This window comes from Jiulongibacter sp. NS-SX5 (assembly GCF_052828545.1).
Genome location: NZ_CM128248.1, coordinates 242,935 through 264,609, shown reverse-complemented (window position 1 = coordinate 264,609; position 21,675 = coordinate 242,935). Strand labels below are relative to the sequence as shown.

14 protein-coding genes and 1 tRNA gene are annotated in these 21,675 nt (G+C 38.6%); 9 read left to right on the top strand and 6 right to left on the bottom strand.

What is annotated here, in order from left to right; genetic code table 11:
• Position 1 precedes the first annotated feature (1 nt).
• The 4 genes from ACUXV0_RS01055 (at position 2) to ACUXV0_RS01040 (ending at position 9,979) form a co-directional block, all read left to right on the top strand.
• Positions 2-3,187 (top strand): type I restriction endonuclease subunit R, encoded by a 3,186-nt coding sequence (locus ACUXV0_RS01055; protein ID WP_446191201.1) that lies wholly within the window; start codon positions 2-4, stop codon positions 3,185-3,187.
• Positions 3,184-3,861, top strand: coding sequence for a M48 family metallopeptidase (locus ACUXV0_RS01050; RefSeq protein ID WP_446191200.1), 678 nt, complete (start codon positions 3,184-3,186; stop codon positions 3,859-3,861). The genes ACUXV0_RS01055 and ACUXV0_RS01050 overlap by 4 nt, the downstream gene beginning before the upstream one ends.
• A 190-nt stretch (positions 3,862-4,051) precedes the next feature.
• On the top strand, positions 4,052-6,127 hold the full coding sequence (locus ACUXV0_RS01045; protein ID WP_446191199.1) for a Piwi domain-containing protein: 2,076 nt from the start codon (positions 4,052-4,054) through the stop codon (positions 6,125-6,127).
• 3 nt (positions 6,128-6,130) lie between these two features.
• Positions 6,131-9,979 carry a DUF3883 domain-containing protein gene (locus tag ACUXV0_RS01040; protein WP_446191198.1) on the top strand — a complete coding sequence of 1,283 codons (3,849 nt, stop codon included), beginning with the start codon at positions 6,131-6,133 and terminating at the stop codon, positions 9,977-9,979.
• A gap of 195 nt (positions 9,980-10,174) precedes the next feature.
• On the opposite strand, the gene ACUXV0_RS01035 is transcribed toward ACUXV0_RS01040, so the two are convergent.
• Positions 10,175-10,333, bottom strand: a complete 159-nt coding sequence (locus tag ACUXV0_RS01035; RefSeq protein WP_446191197.1) for a hypothetical protein — start codon at positions 10,331-10,333, stop codon at positions 10,175-10,177.
• A 734-nt stretch (positions 10,334-11,067) separates the two neighbouring features.
• Between ACUXV0_RS01035 and ACUXV0_RS01030 the strand changes: the two genes are divergently transcribed.
• Positions 11,068-11,508 (top strand): DUF6943 family protein, encoded by a 441-nt coding sequence (locus ACUXV0_RS01030; RefSeq protein ID WP_446191196.1) that lies wholly within the window; start codon positions 11,068-11,070, stop codon positions 11,506-11,508.
• Between the two features lie 82 nt (positions 11,509-11,590).
• Here the strand turns inward: ACUXV0_RS01030 and ACUXV0_RS01025 are convergent, their stop codons facing one another.
• The gene (locus ACUXV0_RS01025; protein WP_446191195.1) at positions 11,591-12,481 is read right to left on the bottom strand and encodes a LysR family transcriptional regulator; all 891 of its coding nucleotides are present in this window, start codon (positions 12,479-12,481) and stop codon (positions 11,591-11,593) included.
• 238 nt (positions 12,482-12,719) lie between these two features.
• Between ACUXV0_RS01025 and ACUXV0_RS01020 the strand changes: the two genes are divergently transcribed.
• Positions 12,720-13,592 (top strand): DMT family transporter, encoded by an 873-nt coding sequence (locus ACUXV0_RS01020; RefSeq protein ID WP_446191194.1) that lies wholly within the window; start codon positions 12,720-12,722, stop codon positions 13,590-13,592.
• Between the two features lie 216 nt (positions 13,593-13,808).
• Entirely contained in the window at positions 13,809-14,042 is a 234-nt protein-coding gene (locus ACUXV0_RS01015) for a hypothetical protein (protein ID WP_446191193.1), read from the top strand.
• A gap of 125 nt (positions 14,043-14,167) precedes the next feature.
• On the opposite strand, the gene ACUXV0_RS01010 is transcribed toward ACUXV0_RS01015, so the two are convergent.
• The 3 genes from ACUXV0_RS01010 to ACUXV0_RS01000 form a co-directional block, all read right to left on the bottom strand.
• Positions 14,168-14,935, bottom strand: a complete 768-nt coding sequence (locus ACUXV0_RS01010; RefSeq protein ID WP_446191192.1) for a hypothetical protein — start codon at positions 14,933-14,935, stop codon at positions 14,168-14,170.
• Positions 14,936-15,225: 290 nt separating this feature from the next.
• Positions 15,226-15,298: transfer RNA gene (locus ACUXV0_RS01005), tRNA-Thr, on the bottom strand.
• A gap of 128 nt (positions 15,299-15,426) precedes the next feature.
• A complete protein-coding gene (locus ACUXV0_RS01000; protein WP_446191191.1) occupies positions 15,427-17,505 on the bottom strand; it encodes a DUF349 domain-containing protein in 2,079 nt (692 codons plus the stop codon).
• A 109-nt stretch (positions 17,506-17,614) separates the two neighbouring features.
• On the opposite strand from ACUXV0_RS01000, the gene pdxH reads away from it, so the two are divergent.
• A complete protein-coding gene (pdxH, locus tag ACUXV0_RS00995; RefSeq protein WP_446191190.1) occupies positions 17,615-18,283 on the top strand; it encodes a pyridoxamine 5'-phosphate oxidase in 669 nt (222 codons plus the stop codon).
• Here pdxH and ACUXV0_RS00990 read toward each other — a convergent pair.
• Complete coding sequence (locus tag ACUXV0_RS00990) at positions 18,272-19,018, bottom strand: TrmH family RNA methyltransferase (RefSeq protein WP_446191189.1); 747 nt, start codon at positions 19,016-19,018, stop codon at positions 18,272-18,274. The genes pdxH and ACUXV0_RS00990 overlap by 12 nt on opposite strands.
• A 59-nt stretch (positions 19,019-19,077) precedes the next feature.
• Between ACUXV0_RS00990 and tamL the strand changes: the two genes are divergently transcribed.
• Positions 19,078-21,633, top strand: a complete 2,556-nt coding sequence (gene tamL / locus ACUXV0_RS00985; RefSeq protein WP_446191188.1) for a translocation and assembly module lipoprotein TamL — start codon at positions 19,078-19,080, stop codon at positions 21,631-21,633.
• Positions 21,634-21,675 lie beyond the last annotated feature (42 nt).

Here is a 21,675-nt window from a genome sequence, read left to right as displayed (position 1 = left end):
AATGATATTAAGCAACGATAACAGATACAAAGGCAGTCAAGGCAAAGCTCTAAAGCTGGATGAGTATAGCCACGTAGAGAAACCTTTCTTAGAGCAATTAGCAGGCTTAGATTGGGAAGTGATAGAGTTGCAAATGCAACAACAGCCAGAGCAAAGTTTTAGAACATCATTCTCAGAGGTTATCCTAAAACCAAAACTCCGTGAGGCATTAACCACCATCAATCCATTTCTTACAGATGCACAAGTAGATGAACTGGAACGTAAAATCACTACCTTTTCTAAAAACAGCTTAATTGAAAATAACCAGCAAGTACTTCATTATTTATTAGAAAACACTACCGTATCTAAAAATGAAGAAACGGGTGAACTCAGCCCTACTGTCCGTTTTATTGATTTTGAGAATTTAGAGAATAACAGTTTTGTAGCTATTTCTCAATTCAAAGTAGTGGTTACAGGTACAGACCATCACATCATCCCGGATATGGTACTGTTTGTAAATGGACTACCGTTGGTGGTAGTAGAAGCGAAATCGTCTAAGGTAAAAGAACCAATTCCCGAAGCCATAGACCAGTTAATGCGATATTCTGAGCAAAGAGGTGATACAGGAGAAGGCAACAAAGAGTTGTTTTTCTATAATCAGTTTTTGATTACTACCTGCCGTACAGAGGCAAAATTTGGAACCATTACCACAAAAATTCCTAAACATTATTATCGATGGACAGATCCCTTTCCGAGAGATGTAAATGACTTACAACACGGCAAATCATCGCCCAATGACCAACAACGATTGGTTGCAGGTATGTTGGATAAACGAAACCTTTTAGACATCATCAGAATATTTACTGTTTTCAAAACAGACGATAAGGGTAGAAAAATCAAAATAGTAGGACGTTACCAGCAATTTAGAGCAGTAAAGATTGCCACTAAAAGACTTTTAGAAGGGCATAATCCCATAGAAAGAGGTGGTATCATTTGGCATACACAAGGCTCGGGTAAATCATTGACAATGATGTTTATGGTGCGGGAGATGAAACTCCACCCAGAGTTGATGCCTTGGAAAATTGTATTCGTTACCGACAGAACACAGCTGGAAGAACAACTTTCAGAAACAGGTCAAAGCATTGGCTTTAATGTGAAGGAAGCTAAATTCATTAACCCAAAACAACAACCTGATGGGAAAAGCTTAAAGGAGTTACTCAGTAATGATAATTCTGATTTAGTAATGGCGATGATTCATAAGTTTCAAGAAAATGGTGAATTAAGCGGTATTGAGATATTCCCAGAATTAAATACCAGTGCCAACATCCTCATTATGACAGATGAGGCACACCGCTCACAGTATTCCCTATTAGCCGCCAACTTAGACAGGGCTTTACCCAATGCTACTTCCATTGGCTTTACAGGCACACCAACATCCAAGACAGAGAAGAAATACAAAGACTACATTGATAAATACACTATGCGTCAGTCCATTGATGACGGTGTGACATTAGAAATAGTCTATGAAGGTTTTACCCATAATGCTGAGGTAGAAGACCAACAAGGTATGGATGCGAAGTTTGAAGACGTGTTCAGCGACTATCAACTTACAGAGCGATTACAAATACTGGGCTATGGTTCTCGCAATGCCTACTTAGATAGCATAGACACTATCAGAGATAAAGCCAAGAGTATGGTGAATCATTATGTAGAACATATATTCTCGGGTGGTTTCAAAGCTCAAATTGTAGCCAATTCAAGAATAGCAGCTGTGAGGTATAAAGCTGCCGTGGATGAAGTTCTTAAAGCCAAAATAGCTGAGTTGGAACACAACAATCCTATGCAGGTAGACCTAAACACTTTGCAAACTCTTGAAACAGCAGTAGTGATTTCAGGTAGTCATAATGATGAAAAGGTCATCAAACCTTATACAAATAGCACCTATCATAAGCGAAGTATCAAGCGGTTCAAAATGCCATTTGGCAAACAAGACGAAGAAGATGCTACACTTAATGGAAATGTAGGTATTGTCATTGTAAACAATATGCTACTCACTGGTTTTGATGCTCCTATTGAACAAGTGATGTATTTAGATAGGGTGATTGTAGCTCACAATCTATTACAAACCATAGCACGGGTCAATCGTGTAGGTCCAGAAGGTAAGGACAAAGGTTTTGTTGTGGATTATGTGGGTGTAGGTCATCATTTAAAAAGAGCGTTAGACACTTATGCTGAGAAAGAATTACAGGAGATTATTGACTGTCTTTCAGATGAAGATGCAGAGTTAAATGATTTAAAACAAGCTCATAAAGCAGTTTGGGATTTTCTGAAAGTCTATGACTTGGAAGACCTCACAGACTCGGATGCCTTTTTTGATGTATTCTATGATGAAGATATTCGCTTCGAGTACATTAAATTATACAAAACATTAACTACTTGCTTTAATACAGTACTGCCTCGTAAAGAGGCTTTAGAGTATTTCCAAGATTGGAAGTCTTTTACAGAAATCAATGCACTTGCTAACAAACATTTTCGTGATGGCAGGTTTAGTATGAAAGGCATACCACCTAAGTTGAGAGCCATAGCGGATGAATTTCTCAAATCAAAAGGCATAGAACAGCAGATTGCTCCTATCTCAATTATTGCCGATGATTTCTTTGATTCTGTCAAGACCAAGAAAAGAGAAAAAACTAAAGCCGCAGAAGTAGAGCACGCTATTCGTCACTACATTGATTTAAACATAGACGAAGATCCAGAACTGTTCGCTTCCTTTTCTCAAGCCTTAGAAGAGATACTCAAAAACTTTAAAGGAAATTGGAAGAAAATATATGAAGAGTTAGAGAAGCTTAGAGAAAAAATAAAGAATCGTGAAAAAGAAGAAACTTATGGTTTAGACAGAAAGAAACAAATGCCATTCTTTAGGATTTTCAAAGCAGAGTTGTACGATAATAGAGACCTTTCAGAAGATGAAATCGCTCAGACGGTTAACTTAACGCAGCACATCTTCAATTTAGTTAGTACAGAAATCAAGCTTACGGGCTTTTGGGATAGTACACCAGCTCAACTGAAATTGAAGGCAGAATTGCAGAAAATGCTTTTGTCGCCAGAATTTAAAAATCTACCAAGTATCATCATAAAGAGAAAAGAAATCATCTCAAGGTTGATGGAGTTGGCAAAAACCAATCATTTCAAAATTGTAAGTGAATGATGCGATTACAATATGACATAAAGTATTCTAATAGGAAAACGCTGAATATTACAGTGGAGCGAGATAGAAGTATTATTGTACGTGCCCCTCGACATCTATCAGAAAGTAGAATAAATGAGTTAGTCTATTCCAAACGGCAGTGGATAAAAGAAAAGTTAGCACATTCACAGAAGTACCCTATTGATTCGGAATACAAAGAATTTGTGTCTGGTGAAACATTAATGTACTTGGGCAAAAACTATCAACTGCTCGTTCAAGATGAAGAAATAGAGCACATCCTATTTGAGCAACAATTTATCATTTCTAAATCAAACCAACCTAAAGCCAATGCCTTGTTCAAAGAATGGTATAAACAACAAGCTCTCAAAAAAATAGAGCCTATAGCTAAAAGAGTTGCCAAGAACTTAGGAGTAGAATATAACGAGTGTAAGGTATCTGAGATGAAATACAGATGGGGTTCTTGCACACCAGCTAACAACATTATATTCAATTGGCGAATCATAAAGGCACCTATGGTTGTGGTAGAGTATTTGGTGGCTCACGAATTAGTGCATTTAATAGAACCCAACCACACACCGAGATTTTGGAATATTTTATCAATACAAGCACCTAATTATGAAAGAGCTAAAGGATGGCTAAAGAAAAACGGCTACAGACTTGAAGTGGATTTTTAAAAAAACAATCCACATATTTCTTAATTATAAAGTTCGGTAAATACCCATTTTCCAAACTTATCGACAATTACATTCTTTTTCCTATTTATAGTTGTCTTTTTCTCATATTTGTCGGGTAACCCTACTCAACCTAGCCTACTCATAACTTTTACTCTTGTAATCAACGGGCAAAGCCCATCTATACTAAATTATGGCAGATTTAAGTTTTAACCTCCTCCGCTTCAGTCATCCTGAAGAGCAATTCACATTTCATTTCAGTGACCAGGATGCTCCCGGGCTTACCCGCGTTTTTCACACTTTAGTACCACCAGAGGTATTGACCCATTTTGCGGAGCAGGAACATTACTATATGTCATTCAAAAAACCTTTGGAAAATGGTTTGTCTATTACGCTTAATACTATCCCTGATTATGATAAAGAAGAGGTTACCGCTTTTAGAACTTCCATTCTTAAGAGGTACTATAACTATTGTATTCACCAGTATTTCAGCAAGTTGGGAATGTTGGTCAAACCAAATTTTGTCAACGATACAGAGATATGGGTACCAGCACACCCAAACAGTGATCCCAATTTCAAAACGTATTACAAGTTTTGTCTGAAAGTGCAGGTGGGAAAAATCGTCAAAGGCCCCTCATTGCTTTTATCTTTTCATGGTAAGTCCACCATATACAACACTTCTTGTGCTGACCTTCTTAATGAAGGTGTTTCAGCCGATTGCTTTCATTGGGTCGTCTTTGAAAATAAACTTATTAGATTTGAAGACCTTCCAGACGCAGGGCATCGCCAGTTAGAAAAGGTTTTCCCCATTTATAATTTTGACATTAAATCAGCTCTAAATCACCCGAACCCTGCACCAGAGCGAAAGAATAAATACAAGACCTTTAAACAGAATGTTGAAGATTTCTACTCCGAATATCTGGATAACTCATCTTTTAGAGCAATAATCCCCTTTGAGGAGAATGGCTTTGTGAAGGTTAAAAATTCTTCAATAGGTCATGTAAGCAGGAAAAGCAACCTTTTGCTTTTTGGCGAAGACGAATCCGGTATTAAACATACCAATAAAGTTCCCTATATCGGCTTAAAGGAATATGGACCATATGATCTTTCACAGTATAAGAAACTTCAATTTTTCTTTATCATGCACCTTAGAGACCTTGACGTTGCAAAGAAAATGAACAGATTTTTCAGGGGCCAAGAGTATGGTTTCCGTGGCTTATATAGCTTTACCAAAACACCTTACTATACAGAAGAGGGGTTTAGTATTGTCTTTAATGATATGGACAACCCACTGCCTGAAATTGAGACTAAACTTAACAACAGGTCCTTTTCTACAGATGTAAGATACATTGCCATATATATAAGCCCGTTCACTAAAAACGTGAATGAAGAAACTCAAAGAAACATATACTATCGGGTCAAAGAATCCCTTTTAAAAAGAGGAATAACCTCTCAAGCGATAGATGCGGCAAAAGTAAATGACCCTAACTATCACTACAGCTTACCCAATATTGCCATTGCTATACATGCCAAATTAGACGGTATTCCCTGGCGTTTATCTGCACTTGAGAAAAACGAATTAATAGTTGGTATAGGAGCTTTCAAAAATGCTCGTCAAAATGTGCAGTATATTGGTAGTGCTTTTAGCTTTTCAAATAACGGCACGTTTAACCAATTTGAATGCTTTCTGAAAAATCAAACTGATGAGCTGGCGGGTTCCATTATTACCGCTGTTAGAAACTATGTATCAATCACCAATAACCTCAAAAGGCTTATAATTCACTTTTACAAAAACATGAGTCAGGAAGAGCTGGAACCCATAGAACAAGGTCTTAAAGACCTGGACTTAAACATCCCTATTTTCATTGTCTCCATAAATAAAACGGAATCCAGTGATATTGTAGCCTTTGACAATGAGTGGTCTGAGATAATGCCTGAAAGCGGTACATTTATATCCTTAGGTTATGGAAAGTTTCTGCTTTTCAATAATACCCGTTACTCAGATGGTACTCACAAAAAACATGAAGGATACCCTTTTCCTGTAAAGCTTTCTATATTCTGTACAGAAAAAGAGTTACTTACCGATTACAAGACGGTATGTGAATTAATTGATCAGGTATATCAATTCAGTCGAATGTACTGGAAATCGGTAAGTCAGCAGAACCTACCGGTAACCATCAAATACCCAGAAATGGTAGCCGAAATTTTCTCTAACTTCGAAGGCTCAGAAATCCCAGAGTTTGGGAAGAGTAATTTGTGGTTTTTATAGATTATGGAAAGAAGTATAGTCGAAAGCATTTATAAGGAAAAAGCCAAAAACGATAGTAATTCAAGGGACTTAGCAAATTCGCTGAATATCTTATCAAAAACTGTATTCGGTGATGTAAATAGATTTTTATTTGAATTGCTTCAAAATGCCGATGATTCATCAATCATCGGCTCTGACAATAAAGTCGAATTTCGTCTATACGACAACTATTTGCTTTTTTCTCATACCGGTAAGCATTTTGACTCCAATGATGTGCACGGGATTTCAAGAGTTGGTAGCAGAGATAGTAGCAAAAATGAAGACAATGAAAAAACTGGTTATAAGGGTATTGGCTTCAAATCTGTTTTTGGTAGTTCTGATTGTGTTCAAATAGTTTCAAATAAATTTAGGTTTAAGTTCGATAAAAACCATCACGCTTGGGGTGCTAAATCTGCCACTTTTCCTTGGCAGGTTATCCCGATTTGGTATGAAACATTACCAGAAGAACTTAATGGACGCATTGATTATGAACAGGTAAATACGATCATAAGTATTGAGAATAAAGAACTCATTTATAGTGAAATACTAAATGTTTTTGACGACTGTCAAATAATCCTCTTTTTACGTCATATATCATCTATAAGCTTCTATCGTGATGATGAAATGGTTTTTGAAATTCATAAAGAACCCACAGAAACCAATTCTAACTTTAACTTAATTTATAATGGTGATATAAAAAGTACCTGGTATTTATCAGATTTCATTTTGACCATACCAGATGAAGTTAAACAGAGTATTAAGAAGCTATCTGAAGATGAATGCCCTGTGAAACTAAAATCAGCTACAAAGACAAAACTATCCTTGGCATGTCTAGTTGAAGAGAATAGCCTTGCAAAACTTCAAGACACCATATTATACAGCTACTTACCAACAAAGGTAGAATTGGATTTTCCTTATCTGATTAATGGTGATTTCTTACTAAATGCAGAACGTACTCAATTGTTAGGTAATGCATGGAATGAATATCTGATTGGAGCTATTGCCTGGTGTCAATTAGATTTATTTAGTCAACTCTCCAAGACTAAATACAAATATGAGGTTCTTAATATTTTAAAGACCAAATACACTTATGCAGGAAATAGCTTTAAAACAGCGTTTAATTCAGAATATGAAAAAGCTATCAAGGAAGTTCGGTTTATACCTGACACAACAGACAATTTAGTTTTGGCATCTGAATGCCTTGTTGACCTGATTGACTATACTTTAATATTTCCAGAAGAGCATATTTTTTCAATCTATCCTGGCGGCTATAGACTAGCTAACCTAGGTCTAAAAAATCGGCAAACCCTTTCCAAAATTTGTGCAGACTCATTTGGTGCAAATAATATAAGTCAGCTTACACAAGTCGAACCGTTCAAAAACTTTCTCCAAAACAGTTTTAAAGATGCTTATGCATTTATGCTTTTCCTTAGAGGTCTCAAGCAAGACGTTGAGTTCTATAAAAATTTAGAGTTTGTTCTAGATTACAATAATGAGCTTTGCGTTCCTTCTAGCTTATATTTCCCCTCTAAATCAAGCAACCTAAGTATATCCTTTGCCGAAACACCTTTCATAAACAATGCTCTTTTAAAAGAAATTCTTTCTTCAAATGATAAAGAAACCATTGAATGGCTTAAAAGCCTAGATTTAACAGTTGCAACGGACATTGAAGTCTTACGAAAAGCTATTTTTCAATTAATTCGAAATGATTCAATCACTCCCGAAAATACGATTGAGATTACACGTTTTGCTTTTAACTTATTTGCAAAAGGGGAATTAACAGATAATGATTATAGTAATCTAAGGAAAATAAAACTTCTGACTAATAATGGGATGGTTTTAGCAACTGACTGTTTCCTCCCTGATTATTTCAATCCAGCATTAAGGCTCGAATCTTTAGTTCCAGAGCATAATTATGTAGAAGCTAAATATGTCGTCACGCCCGATAAAATCCCAAAATGGAAACAATTCTTTATTAAGATATGGGTAAAAGAAAACATTACAGTAACCAAAATAGACCGTATTGAACGTAAAGCCTTAGTTAGCAAATTCAATGATACCTCGAATTATTTAAGTTGGATTGACGATAATGGATTTTATGACTCGATATACTATGGATATAGATTATCAGGTCAACATTCAGTGTCAAATTTTAGATACTTCTATTTTCTAAATCATTTAGCTAACATGAGCTTTGCCAGTTTGTTTTGGATGCACATTCTTAAAAACTGGGACTCATTTAGTTTGAACTCACCTAAAACTAAATATCATACCTATCGAAGCACATCTGAAGTTCCTGATTATTTGTCATATTACTCATGTAATTTCCCTTCTATTCCTTGCTTAGATAGTCAGTGCTACAAAAGTAATGACGTATATGCTCCAAGGTTCAAAAAGATAATTAAGGATAAGTACCCAGTAGCTAATTTTCAAGGGCATTTTCTTACCAAAGAACAAGTCGTGTATCTAGGATTAAAGAATACCATTCTTATTGATGATTGCATCTCTCTTCTTATAGATGTTAGTAGTGAACCTCTTACGGATGACTCTAAAAAACAAGTGTTTGCACTATATGAAGAAATTTTGAAGTCATACAATGAGGGGAACTGTCCAACGGAGGATATGTCAAGCTTAAGCCTTTTGTCTATAAACAACAGTTTTCAACAAATAAGTAACCTTTATTACTTCAATGTTAAGACACTTACGCCACCAGTTAACTCAGATAGCTTTATTCAGCTCAATGACAAAATAAGTGAAGAGAATACACTTGTTTTTTGTAAAATCTTCAACATCACAATTGTCAATGATTCTGATTTAGCATTTGTTTCGGAGGATGTTGTTTCTGATGATTCTTTGTTGAATAAACTGAAAGAGATACTTGGCTTTCTTTCTGTATTAGTAGCTCATGATACTTCCAATGATATAATGAAAACATATACCTCTTTAAATCAAAGGATTGAAGCTACATCTTTCTATAAAGCGGGCAATCTTGCATTATCCTATAAAACACAATCTGAAGTTGAAATATTTAGTTCTGAAATCAATAGTTGGTTTGAAGACAATAGCTTTTATTTTCGCCATAATTGGGAAAGCCCCTTAGCTCTATATTCATTAACAAAATCCTTATGTTCTTTTTTATCAATTGATAATCTTGAAAGGGAATTGGCTTTGTTTTTACAAATTGATTCTATTGAAATTTGTGATTGGTTAACCTCTAAGGGATATGTCGTACCTGAAAACTTCATGATTGTTGAATACTCTAACCCTCAGCCTGTAAATGTGGTTAATGAACCAGAAATAGAGTATGATGTAGAAGAAGATACTTCGCTTGTAGAAGAGTTCATTCCTGAAACAGAAGCTGATGATGCCAACATATCAAATTTAGTCGTTGAAAAAATCCCCGATACATATACACCTTCAACCAACAACACAAAATCTTATAAATCCCTGAAAAATGATGAGGTGAAAATTAATATTGGGCGGTGGGCAGAAGAATACGTTAACAAATATCTATTTGAACAAGAAAATGTTACCTCAATAAACTGGCTTAATAAAGACGAAGAAGCTTACCAGCCGTATGATTTTATTATTGAACAAGATGGGAAAGAAGTTTATATAGAAGTCAAAGGAACACCTTCTCCTGATAAGGGTGAATTTTACTTATCCAAAGGAGAATGGGTTTTGATGTTTGAAAAGAAAACAGATTATCAGATTTACAGACTTTATAATGTAGGCAAGAAAGATGACTTAAAAATGAAAATAATTCCCTCACCATATACGTTAGTCGAAAACGGATCAATTCTAGGTCAAGACTCTATTTCAGTTTTAATTTAGGAATGTTTCATATAAATGAACATTTCCCCACCCAATGCCATGTGCCTCCAGTAGGTTCATGGCATTCGTTCGTTCCTCTCTCTTTTTATTCACCAACTTACAGCACCGCACAACAAGAGTATTCCCTCATTACTTTCCGTTGCACTACAATCCATTCAGTCACACCCTTGTTTTTTCCTACACTGCTCTACTTGGTTAAGCGGTCTCGTCGGCGGGTTCGTCTTTTGTTTCGTCAGGCATATAAAAAAGGGTTAAGCAAGCGGGTAATACTCCATCCTTAATCGTAGCTCTATCATAAGCCCGCCCTTTTTTATACCCTTCGTCAGGCAGGATACCTGCTGTGCAGTAGCTCATCCGGTATCCGCCGCCTCAGTTGCCTTCCTACACACAGCCGGGCCCTTGCCTCCGCTCGTTCTCTCTGTCCACCCCAAACCCCTGTTTAATGGTCGCCTTTCGGCAATCTCACTTAAGGGGTGCCCAGCCTCTCGCATCTCTTTTTGCTCGCCTGCGTGGTCGCTGCGGGCTGATTCGGGCTGTCATGTTTTTTGCTTTCACTCATGTGCTTCAGTAGCTGGATAAATTTGTCTCAGGCATTAGCTTAAATCTAACCAGCCACTTCTGGCACCGCACACAGGAGTAGCTCAACCGCTACACCTGCCTTTCCCTCGCTCGGCAAAAAAACACGCCAGCCCGGCCGTAAACGGGAGGTCGCCACCCACACTCAGGTGTTCCCGTGGCTTCCCCCCTTGCTCCGCTCGCAGACGGCTCGCAGTAGGCTTCGCCGATGGTTAACCGACGCAGCTTTTCGAAAAACTTATTTTTAAGAATAAAAGAATGGCAAAAATGGGCGGCTGCCCTTCCCTCGCTATCATGAGCAGTAAAGGTCTGGCCCTTCGGGTTTTGCCTGAAAATTTTTGGAGCTCAATTCACCTACTTCAATGGTCAAAATTTTTCAGCCAAAAACCTTGACAGCCCATTTCCCCGCCGCCCCTTTAGGGCCTTTCTTTTTTTCTTGTTTTTTTCTTTGTCAAAAAAATAAAGGCGGAGCGAAGCGTAGCCAGCATTTCAATTTTTAATGCCCTACGTATATGCAATTCACTGTCAAAACTTACTCACCTCGCCAACCGATCCATCAGAACGGCTTCTTTGTCCTCTCCAAAGGATTGAATAGTGGGAGGCCCATTTCAGAACCTTGCCCAAATTCATACCAGGTTATTTGCCACACTTTAGAAGAAAAAGAGACTTTAGAACTCCTCTGTTTTTGCCTTTGGCAATCAAAAGTCTTTTATCTGGATTTAGTAGGTTCGGTCATTCCTTTTCTAAGAATTGGAGATTTCAGAAAGGCTCTACTCAAAGCCATCGAATGTTCAATTGATAAACCAGAACTCAATAAACTATCCGGCAATATTCAAAAGCTGAATGCCTTAGAGAGTCAATACCGTACGCAGTTAAAACTGGTCGGAGAGTATAAAAAAGCACTTTACCTATCTTTATCATCAGTTTCCGGCTTTACGTTGGGTGGCATTTGAAAATGAAAAACGTCTGTGAGCACCTACGTTTATTAATTATTCGATTAATTCCATTCAAACTGTCAACCCACTACCGCAAAACCTATGGTGTTGCCAGTTGTTTTATGCTTTCTAAAATAACAGTATAATAATTGTCAAGCTCTGCTTTCCTGTCCTTTCTCAGCACCAACTTCATATCTAGTTGATGTTCGAGGTTTTTGAGTTCTATTGTTTTTAGATTGAGTTTAAACCCTTTAAGTGTCGACTTACCCATCATCGTAATACCTAGTCCTGCTGCTACCATTCTTAGTACCGATGAAGTATTAGGCGAGCGATGCACAATTCTGGGCTGATAGCCAAATTCATTAATAATCTGGAGGATTCTTTCCATATATCCGTATCCCTCTTGAGGGTGTAATATCCAATCTTCATCACGGCACTCAGTTAAATTAGTAAACGTGTTCCTATTCAATCGATGGTTTTGGGGTAAAATCAAAAAATAATTCTCTCGGTAGACTTCTACAGTTTCATAGCCTTCTGGGATTAAGGCATTGGGCAAGAATCCAAAATCGACTTCATTAGTCTTTAATTTTTCCAAAATAAACCCATTACTCCCTTCAAGAAGGGATACACTTAAATTTGGATATCGCTTTTTGATTTCCAGAAGCAATGGTGGAATAATGGAATGCATCGCTGAGCTTGCGTGGCCTATGGATATACTGCCGGCTTCTCCTTTATGTATTTGTTTTGTTTTTTCTGAAACCTTCTCAATATCTCGTAAAATTCTTACAATTTCTCCTTTGAAATAAATACCAGCATCAGTTAGGACAATTTGCCTTTTGGAACGGTCAAATAAAACCGCATTTAATTCCTCCTCCAAATTTTGAATTTGACGACTTAAAGCAGGTTGGGCTATATAAGTTTTTTCCGCCGCACTTCTGAAATTCAAAGTGCGGGTTAGTATAACGAAATTTTTAAGCTGCTCAATATTCATGACTGATTAATATTTTTAATTATACTATCAAAAATAAGCATTTTTATCAATCATTTACTTGTAATAGCTTTGTATAAATCTTTAGCTAAGCTTTGCGTTCCTTCTACCTAACCCTAAAACCATAATGATTATGGAATCGGCCATTGTCTTTCTTTACCTTATTTTCAACAAAAACCAAAATGATATTTCTCAAGGAAATCCTTTCAAAGTCGAAATCAAATATCAAAACCATAGTTAAATGAATTTACTTATTAAATGGAAAATATTGCTGCTGTTTTCAATGCTCTGTCTTATCTGGGGAAGCTCTTTCTTGCTTATTAAAATTGGACTCGAAGCTTATAATCCGCTTCAAGTAGCAGTTATTCGATTGTGTTCGACATTACCAATTGTGACTCCTTTCGCGTTCAAGCTTCTTGGAAGAATACCGAAATCATCACTCGGCATTGTTGTTTTAGTCGGGCTAATAAGCACTTTAATTCCTTCTTTTCTCTTTGCATTAGCACAAGTGCATGTCAATAGTGCAACCGCTGGGATTTTAAATGCTACGGTACCAATTTTTACCCTAGTGGTCGGTTACTTTTTTTTTAAGCAAAGGGTTAACCGCACTCAGATTTTGGCCATTATAATAGGCTTGTTTGCCGTGGGCATAGTAGTTGTACAAGGAAACGGTACAGATTTCTCACTGAATTATTTCACCCTATTTATTCTGCTCGCAACATTGGGATACAGTTTCAACATAAATACTATCAAGACCAAACTTGAAGATATAGATGCTTTCGCAATAGCGATGGTCTCTGTTTTCTTCTCCGGACTATTGGCTTTGCCGTTGCTTATTTTTGATTGGTCAGAATTCGTTAAGGCCACCGAATCCGGTAGTATAACACCTCTCGGCTCATTGCTTATTTTGGGTATTTTGGGAACGGTGATAGCACAATATCTTCAAAACGCGATAATAAAATCTACAGATATTGCTTTTGCTAGTTCCGTAACATATGTTATTCCCATCGTGGCAGTATTTTGGGGAGTTCTGGATGGTGAGAATATCAATGTTTCGACCATCATTGCAGGCTTTGGTATTCTTCTTTGTGTTTATTTGACTAGGCTAAAGTGACATTAATTGGCTATCACATTTAAATATGTGCAGATAACCCTTATAAAATTCATATGCTAAGGTAGTAAGGCAGGCAAACGCTCAGAACCAACACTTCCTAAAACATAAAAAAGACTACGGCATAAACACCAACCAACCCCACAAGCCCTCATTTATTCCGTTTCCTTTTTTCTGTTTTAACTGCCTTACAGAGAGATGCATATAAATTTTATAATTATGAGTCATCATACACCTATTTCTCTCAGCTGCAGTTCAGCTTCATGTCCTTCTCATAAGGTTCCTGCCACAGATTTTATTGCGGTTCGGCCTTTTGCGTATCAGCGTCATATCCGTAAAGCTAATCGTATCACTCCCCATAAGCGTGGCGTTCGGGTTTATCGTATCCCTTGCGGCTGTAGCCTTTGGGTTTATCAGTCTGGTGAGCGTTATTTGTCAGCATTGCCCTTTTAGGGCTTTGCTGCTTTCCCATACAATAGAAGCTTAGGAAAGTTAGGAAATCTAGGATTGCTGGGAAATTGGCAATAAAAAACCCTGTCGATTGACAGGGCCTTTTAAAACGATTCGAATTTTAAAAATTACAGGCCAAGAGCATGTCCGCTAACCTGAACAATTGACAGAGCATTGTACGCACCATTTTTCAAAGGATACATTTCTCCGTTTACTTCCTGGTAAAATTCGATGCCGAACACCAGAAATAAGGGATGTATACTGTTTGGAGCCAGCGTACTGGCCAAAGTAATTGCTGCGGTAGGGGAATTTGTCCAGGGCAGCACAGCACTTTCCTGAATGTTAACATCGTACGCCTCAGCCTCAAAATCAATCTCTGCAGCACCGGAAACGAATTTGAAATGTGTAGCACCACCAGGGGCAGCAATCATCTGAGCGGGCTTAAAACTTGGAATACTTACTTCCAGATTACCAAGAGCCCGATCAATCGTAGACCCGAAGGGAGCGTATATTGTGTTTCCAAGTTTTCCGTTTATGTTAAACTCAAAACCCGCCAGCAATTCTGCTTCGCCATCAATAACATTCCTTTCACCTCTGGTATTGGTTGCATCCGCCTGTATCACTTTGACCATTTGTGCCGTTAAGCGGCTCACCATCCTTCTGTCTGAGGAGTTTTGAATCAACACCCGTAAAGTGTTTCGCAGAAGTTTCCCAGCCTTCCCGGCCCTCCCAAACTCAGCACCGTTCTCACGGGTCCGTTGAAAGTTTGGATCATTTGCAATTCTGTCAGCCTCCACTCCGCCTTTTTCGCGGGCTAGATAGCCATCCTGTGTTTTGTAGAAAGTAATACCTCCGATAGTACCATCTAACTTGATAAGACCTTTTTGTCGTGCCATTTTGATAAAAATTGTTTGATGTGACACGAATATAACATCCACAGCATCAGTAAAATGCCCGAAATTAGCCTCTCTGATTCCTTTGCACCGTTATGCATTATTTAGCCTATGCAAATCCCAGATTTCCTAGAAATCCTAAGTTTCCTAAGTATACCAAATGCTGGGAAAGGTTAGGGATAAAGTATGGATAGTGTATTAGCAAAGGAGAATGTTCGCTCTATTGTATGCAAATTGTATGCAAATAAAAATAAAAAAAGGAGCTACATTTCTGTAACTCCTTGATTTTCAAGAGCCTCCTGTCGGGATCGAACCAACGACCTACTGATTACAAGTCAGTTGCTCTACCAGCTGAGCTAAGGAGGCTTTTTCACAATTTTGCGGTGCAGTTATCTAGCCCTTTCAAAATTGTGATGCAAAAGTATAAGCTCAATTTTACATTGCAAACCTTTTGCTTAAAAAAATCAATCGGAGTTATCCACAATCCAGAGCAACTAAGAAGCCGATCTGATCAGGTCAATCTTCTCCTTGATTTTAACTGCCTCATTTTCAGCTTTTGAGATTTTCTTCTCGTATTCAGCCTTGATTTTTTCGGCACCTTTAGACCTTCCGAAAAATTCAATATTTGTTTTCAATTGATTCACCTCATCTTCCAGAGACTTCAATTTTCTTCTCAAATCATTCTCCTGACGCTGCATGGCTTTAGGATTACCACCAGTCTTCAGAGTTACATCCACTTCATTTTTCAAAAGAAGCTTCTCCTGCTCGTCCTTATCTATGTCTGCCGTATTCATCACATAGGAATTGATGGCATCAACAAAACGCTTCTGAATCTTCTTGATGTCTTTACGCGGCACAAAACCAATTTCATTGAACTGCTTTTTGTATTCCGGCAGTTTTGAAAGGTCTGTGGTTTTCTCCTTCACCTCTTTTTCTACCTGCTCACAGATGGCCTCTTTGGCCTTAAGGTTTTCTTCGTATTCTTTTTGTTGCTCAGCACCACCGGCTCTTTTTAAGTCAAAGAACTCATCGCAAGCTTTTTTGAATCGCTTATAAATGCTATCCTTTTGCTTTTGAGGTACGTGACCAATGGTTTTCCATTGTTTTTGCAGAGCTATCACCTTATTGGTATTTTCAGCCGAAACGTCACCCGCTTCTACCAAGGCTTCTACCTCTACACAAAGTTTTTCTTTGGCTTCCAGGTTTACTTTACGCTCAGCCTCCAGTTTATTGAAGAAGGCCGACTTATTCTTAAAGAAACCTTTCAAAGAGCCCCAGAATGCCTTGCTGGTATCTTTGGCTTTGTCACGAGGCATTGGGCCTTTTAGATTATTCCACTGCTCCTGAATTTCAAGCACCTCTTTGGTTTTCGCATTCCAGTCGTTGATGCGGTCGCTATCAAACTCCAAATATGGTTTCAGCTTGTCCACTAATGAAGACTTAGCCGCAAAAACCTCTTCCATGAGTTTCTGCCCCTCGGCATCCTGACTTCTCTTTTTATCATAAATGATATCGAAAGCAGCCTTCATACGCTCCCATAGCTTCTCTTGCTCAGCACGAGGCCCGGGACCTGTATGTTTGTATTCGTTGAGGTACTCATTGGCAGTTTTCATGATTGAGCCTGTTAACTCCTGCTCTTTCAACTCCTCTGCTATTTGTTCTACCTTCTCTACAAAACCCTCTCTAACCTCAAGATTTTTCTTTCTATCCAGCTCCTTCAGTTCATTCTGAATGCTTCGGATATCAAAATAACGATCTAATAGTGCATTGTAAGCAGACCATAAAGCACCGTTATGCGGCGAGCTCACATTTCCGGCATCTCGCCATTCGTTCTGAATTTGCTTGAACGCCTCCCAATTTTCTTTGGAGCCTCCCTTTTCTTCCTGATCTACTACCTCACGTAAACGCTCCAGAAGTTTCGACTTACGTTCAAAATAATCCTCTCTTAGAGCATCATATTTTTTGTAGAAGTCTCTTCTTTCATCTCTGATTTGAATCATTAATGATTCAAAACGGATATCATAATTATCATTGCGGTACGCAAAACCCTCTTCGGAGCCGTTGGCCTTCACATAGGCTGTTTTGGCTTCTTCTATTTCTGCAGCATGAATTTCCTCATAAGCCGCACGTATATCCTTATATACGGCGTCAATATTTCTAACGTCATTGATCGTTACAGAAGATTTTTTGATGGCTTCAGTCATTTTTTCAGCAAGAGCCACGAAATCCTTTTTGTCGTAGCCATCTACATCAATGTCTGCTGAACTGAAGTGCTCGGCAGTTTCATCTTCCAGCTCCTCAATATCTTCTTCTTCTTTCTTTTCGTCGGCCTTTACCTCTTCCGTAGATTCCTCAGCCTTAACTTCTTCAACTACTTTGACCTCAGATTCACTTACAGTTTCAGAAACCTCCGCTTTAACCTCCTCAGGCTCTACCGTTTCAGCTACTTCTTCCTGCACATCAGAAGTTTCTACGTTCTCTGGAGTTACTTCTGTTTCTTCTACTTTCACCTCTGGCTTTTGCTCTTCAGGTGCATTGTCTAACTGATCTTTGTTCTCTTCGTTTACGTTCATTTGTTAGTTTTTATTCTGACCGAATTCATCGGCTCCGACCCAATCGGAGTTGTTTTCTCAAGAACCTTCGTTCTATATTTGGGCTGCAATTTATTAATAATACACTGAAATGACAGAAAAGGTTGGAATCTCAGAAAATGATCAAAAACTCTCTGACATGAGAGTGAACTACACAAAGGGTGAATTATTGGAATCTGAGGCCGGAAGAGACCCTTTTTCGCTGTTTGAACAATGGATGAAAGAGGCAAAAGAAAGTGAGGTCAAAGAGCCCAATGCCTTTGTTCTTTCCACCATCAAAGAGAACAGGCCGAGTGCTCGTGTATTATTATTAAAAGGGCTTGATGAAACCGGCTTTGTGTTTTTCACCAATTACCTTTCTCACAAAGGAGAAGAAATGGCCAGAAATAATGTTGCCGCCATGACTTTCTTTTGGGATCACATGGAACGTCAGGTGCGAATTGAAGGCGATATTGAAAAAGTCAGCGAAGAAGAATCTACCAGCTATTTCCATAGTAGACCACGCGGTTCACAGATTGGAGCATGGGTGAGCAATCAAAGCTCAATTATAGAAGGTAGAGAAAAACTAGAGCAAAAAAACGAGTATCTTATTGCAAAATTTGCTGATACTGAAATCATTCCAAAACCGCCTTATTGGGGTGGCTATCGCCTAATACCAAGATCAATAGAATTTTGGCAAGGAAGACCAAGCCGCCTTCATGACAGATTACTTTTCTGTAAAAAAGAGAATGAATGGTCAATAGACCGCTTAAGTCCCTGAGACGCCTCTTTTGATATTATCCAAAAGTATGGCCGTAGCTATGCCTGCGTTTAAGGACTCGGCTTTGCCAAAAGCAGGAATGGTCAATTTATCTGTTATTAGCGGAGCCAGCTCATTTGAGATTCCATGTGATTCTGAACCGATGACTAGAATCCCACTTTGATTGCTAAAATCAATGGAATGCACATTTTGACCTTCCAGAAAAGCACCAAAAACAGGTAGTTTTGCAGACTTCAAAAAGTCAGTCAAATCTGTATAGTAAGGCGTTATTCGGGCAAATGAACCCATAGTAGAGCTTATCACTTTAGGATTATAGAAGTCCACCGTTTGCTCTGAACATACTACTTTCCGAATTCCATACCAGTCGGCAGTACGGATGATAGTCCCCAAATTCCCCGGATCGTTTATCTGGTCAAGCACTAAAATCCACTCGCCTTTTTCAATTTGTGGTAAGGCGTTTTCCTTCATTTTAGCCACTAAAACCCCGAAATTATTAGACCTAAATGAGCTCACCTTCGCTATCTCCTGCTCTGAGCAAAGCACATGGTCAACCGAAGCGTCAATTAAGTCCACGGCCTTCTCCGTCAAAAAGACTTCTTCAATCTCAAAATCGGAGTCCAGCACCTCTAAAATTGACTTCTGGCCTTCCACTAAAAATACCCCATATTGATTGCGGTATTTTTTATTATGTAACGATTGAATGTATTTTTGCTTTTGTTTACTTAGGCCAACCACTTTTTTAAGCAGATTTACGTTAACAGAGAATAAAGCCCCTTATTTCGGTTCCGAAGGTATTGAAAACATTTTTTAATTACATAACACTGCTGGCTCTTTCAGCACTTTGCTTCTCATGCAGCCATCAGATACAGCTTCAGGAAAACGAATATCTACTGGCAGAGCAAGACTTTAACGGTAACCAATCTGTTCATAGTGAGGATTTGGCCGACCTCATTCCCTTAGATCAACGTCCTAACTCAAAACCCCTCAATCTTCCTTTTATACAATTTACACCTAGAGTGTGGATGTATAATTTTGGACTAAATACTTTTGACAGTACTTCGCAAGCTCAGAAACTTCTGGAAGCCCAACGTGCATTAAATCTTCTTCCCAGCGGGTACACTGGAATCACCAAAACGGAAAGAAAGAAAGACAAGCTGAAAAGAAAAACACTTCGCCTAGAAGAAAATTTAGCTCAGGAAAATGCCTGGATTTGGAGAAACATCGGCGAACCTCAGGCTATCTTAACCGGAGAGGAAATGGCCGAGACCGCCTCACGGATAGAACGTTACTTAAAAGACATCGGCTACAGAGATGCTGTAGTCAGCTACGATTTAGACTCCTTACTGACCACTGAAAAGTACAAGATTACCTATAATGTGAATGAGGGTATTGGTTACAGAATAGATACTGTAGAATATGCCATCAGAGATAAAAGTCTTGACAGCCTCATAAAGGCTCACGAAGACGAGCGATTGATTCGTTCAGGTGACTTGTTTGATATCAGAAAAGTCCGAGCTGAAAAGGCCAGAATTGAACTGTTAGCCAAAGACAATGGCTATTATAATTTCATCAGTCAATACATTCAGCATGAAGCTTTCAATGCCAGTTATGATGCAGAAGAGTTTCAAAGAACCAAACGAGGAAACCTGAGAATTATCGTAACCAACCCACCCAATGAGGAAAAACATAAAAGTTACGTGGTGAAGGAGATCACTTTCAAAGGTTTTGACCCGTATAATACAGATCTAAATATCACTACTGACACCACGGATATTAATGGTGTTGAGTATATCACATTAAATAATAGCCTTGATGAAAAACTTATTGATTATAAGGTCACTACAAGGCCAGGTGAACTTTATAACCTCAGTTCCATTTCTGAAACGCAGCGACAGATAAGTTTATTAAATCAGTTTTCTTTTGCCAGTTCACAGGTTTTCCCTCTGAATGATAGGGAAGTCAATCTTGAATATTTTGCACCGCAATTACCGAAGTACTCTTTTAGCACGGGCCCTGGCATTAATCACGTTTATAATAGTGGTTCCAGCTTTTTAGGCTTTGGGATTCCGGTTACCTTAACGGCCAGAAACCTAACTAAGAAGCTAGAGCTCTTTGAGGCCTCAGGAAGAATCTTTAGAGAAGGTCAACCTTCACCACTAGGCACCACCGATGTAAGTGGTAGCTGGGAGCTAGGTGGCAACCTGAGTGTCACCTACCCTAACATCTCTTTCTTTGGCAAAAACATTGAGAAGCTAAGATTGAAAAACCCAAGAACGCAATTCGGGGCTGGTATCAATTATTCAGAGCCTTTTTGGGGAAACAGACTCAATTTCCAGCTGAACTCCACGTATCGCTGGCAGCCGTCCAGATATACCACCATTATTTTGGCACCATTGGATGCCAACCTAATTAATACCAATTATAACCTGAATGATGAAGCCGGCCTTAGCTTCTATAATGAGTTACTTAATCAGGGGAGCCTTGGGAATAATATCAAAACTACGTTTGATCCGCAGTTTGTGAGTAGTATTAACGCCTCCTTTCTTTATAATGATCAAAACTTACAAGAACCTTACGGAAGCTCAAAATTCCTTCAGGTCAGCTTAGAGTCTGGTGGTACATTATTGAACCTCTTCGGAAATAAAAACCAAATAGGTTTCATAGAAAAAGCATTCCCTCTGCGAACTGACTTTAACTCACCAGATACGGTAAGACAATACTTTAGATACATCAAACTGAATGTAGATTACAGAAAATATGTCAATCTGGCTCCAAGTAGCAGTTTAGCGTATAGAATCAATGTGGGCGTGGCTAATCCCTACGGGAATGAGTCACTTCCGTATGTCAAAAACTTCTTTATAGGTGGTAGTAACTCCGTAAGAGCCTGGTCTCCAAGATCATTAGGTGTGGGCTCCGCCTACCCGGATACAGCCAGCGGGAATATTATCCCACAAGCCGGTGATATCCTTCTTCAAGGAAGTGTAGAAGTTCGAAAGAAAGTAGCTCGTTTCTTTGGTGATATTCAGCTAGCTGCCTTTGTGGATGCTGGCAATATTTGGAAATGGTATCAAATCAATACCGAGACTAAACTGAATAAGGCCAACTTTGATTTTAATAGATTCTACAAGGAGTTTGCCGTAGGAACCGGGTTCGGTGTCCGATATGACCTCTCCTATTTTCAATTCAGGTTTGACTGGGGAATTAAAGTGGTTGACCCCTCCCGAGATGAGGGTGACCGATTCGTCCTTGACGACTTCAATTTTAAACGGCAGGTACCAAATGGTGAAGGCTCTCTTGTCAATAATCCTTACCGTCTTAATTTTAACCTGGGAATAGGTTACCCATTCTAAATGAAAAAAGCCCTCCTGTAAACAGGAAGGCCAAATTTCTTG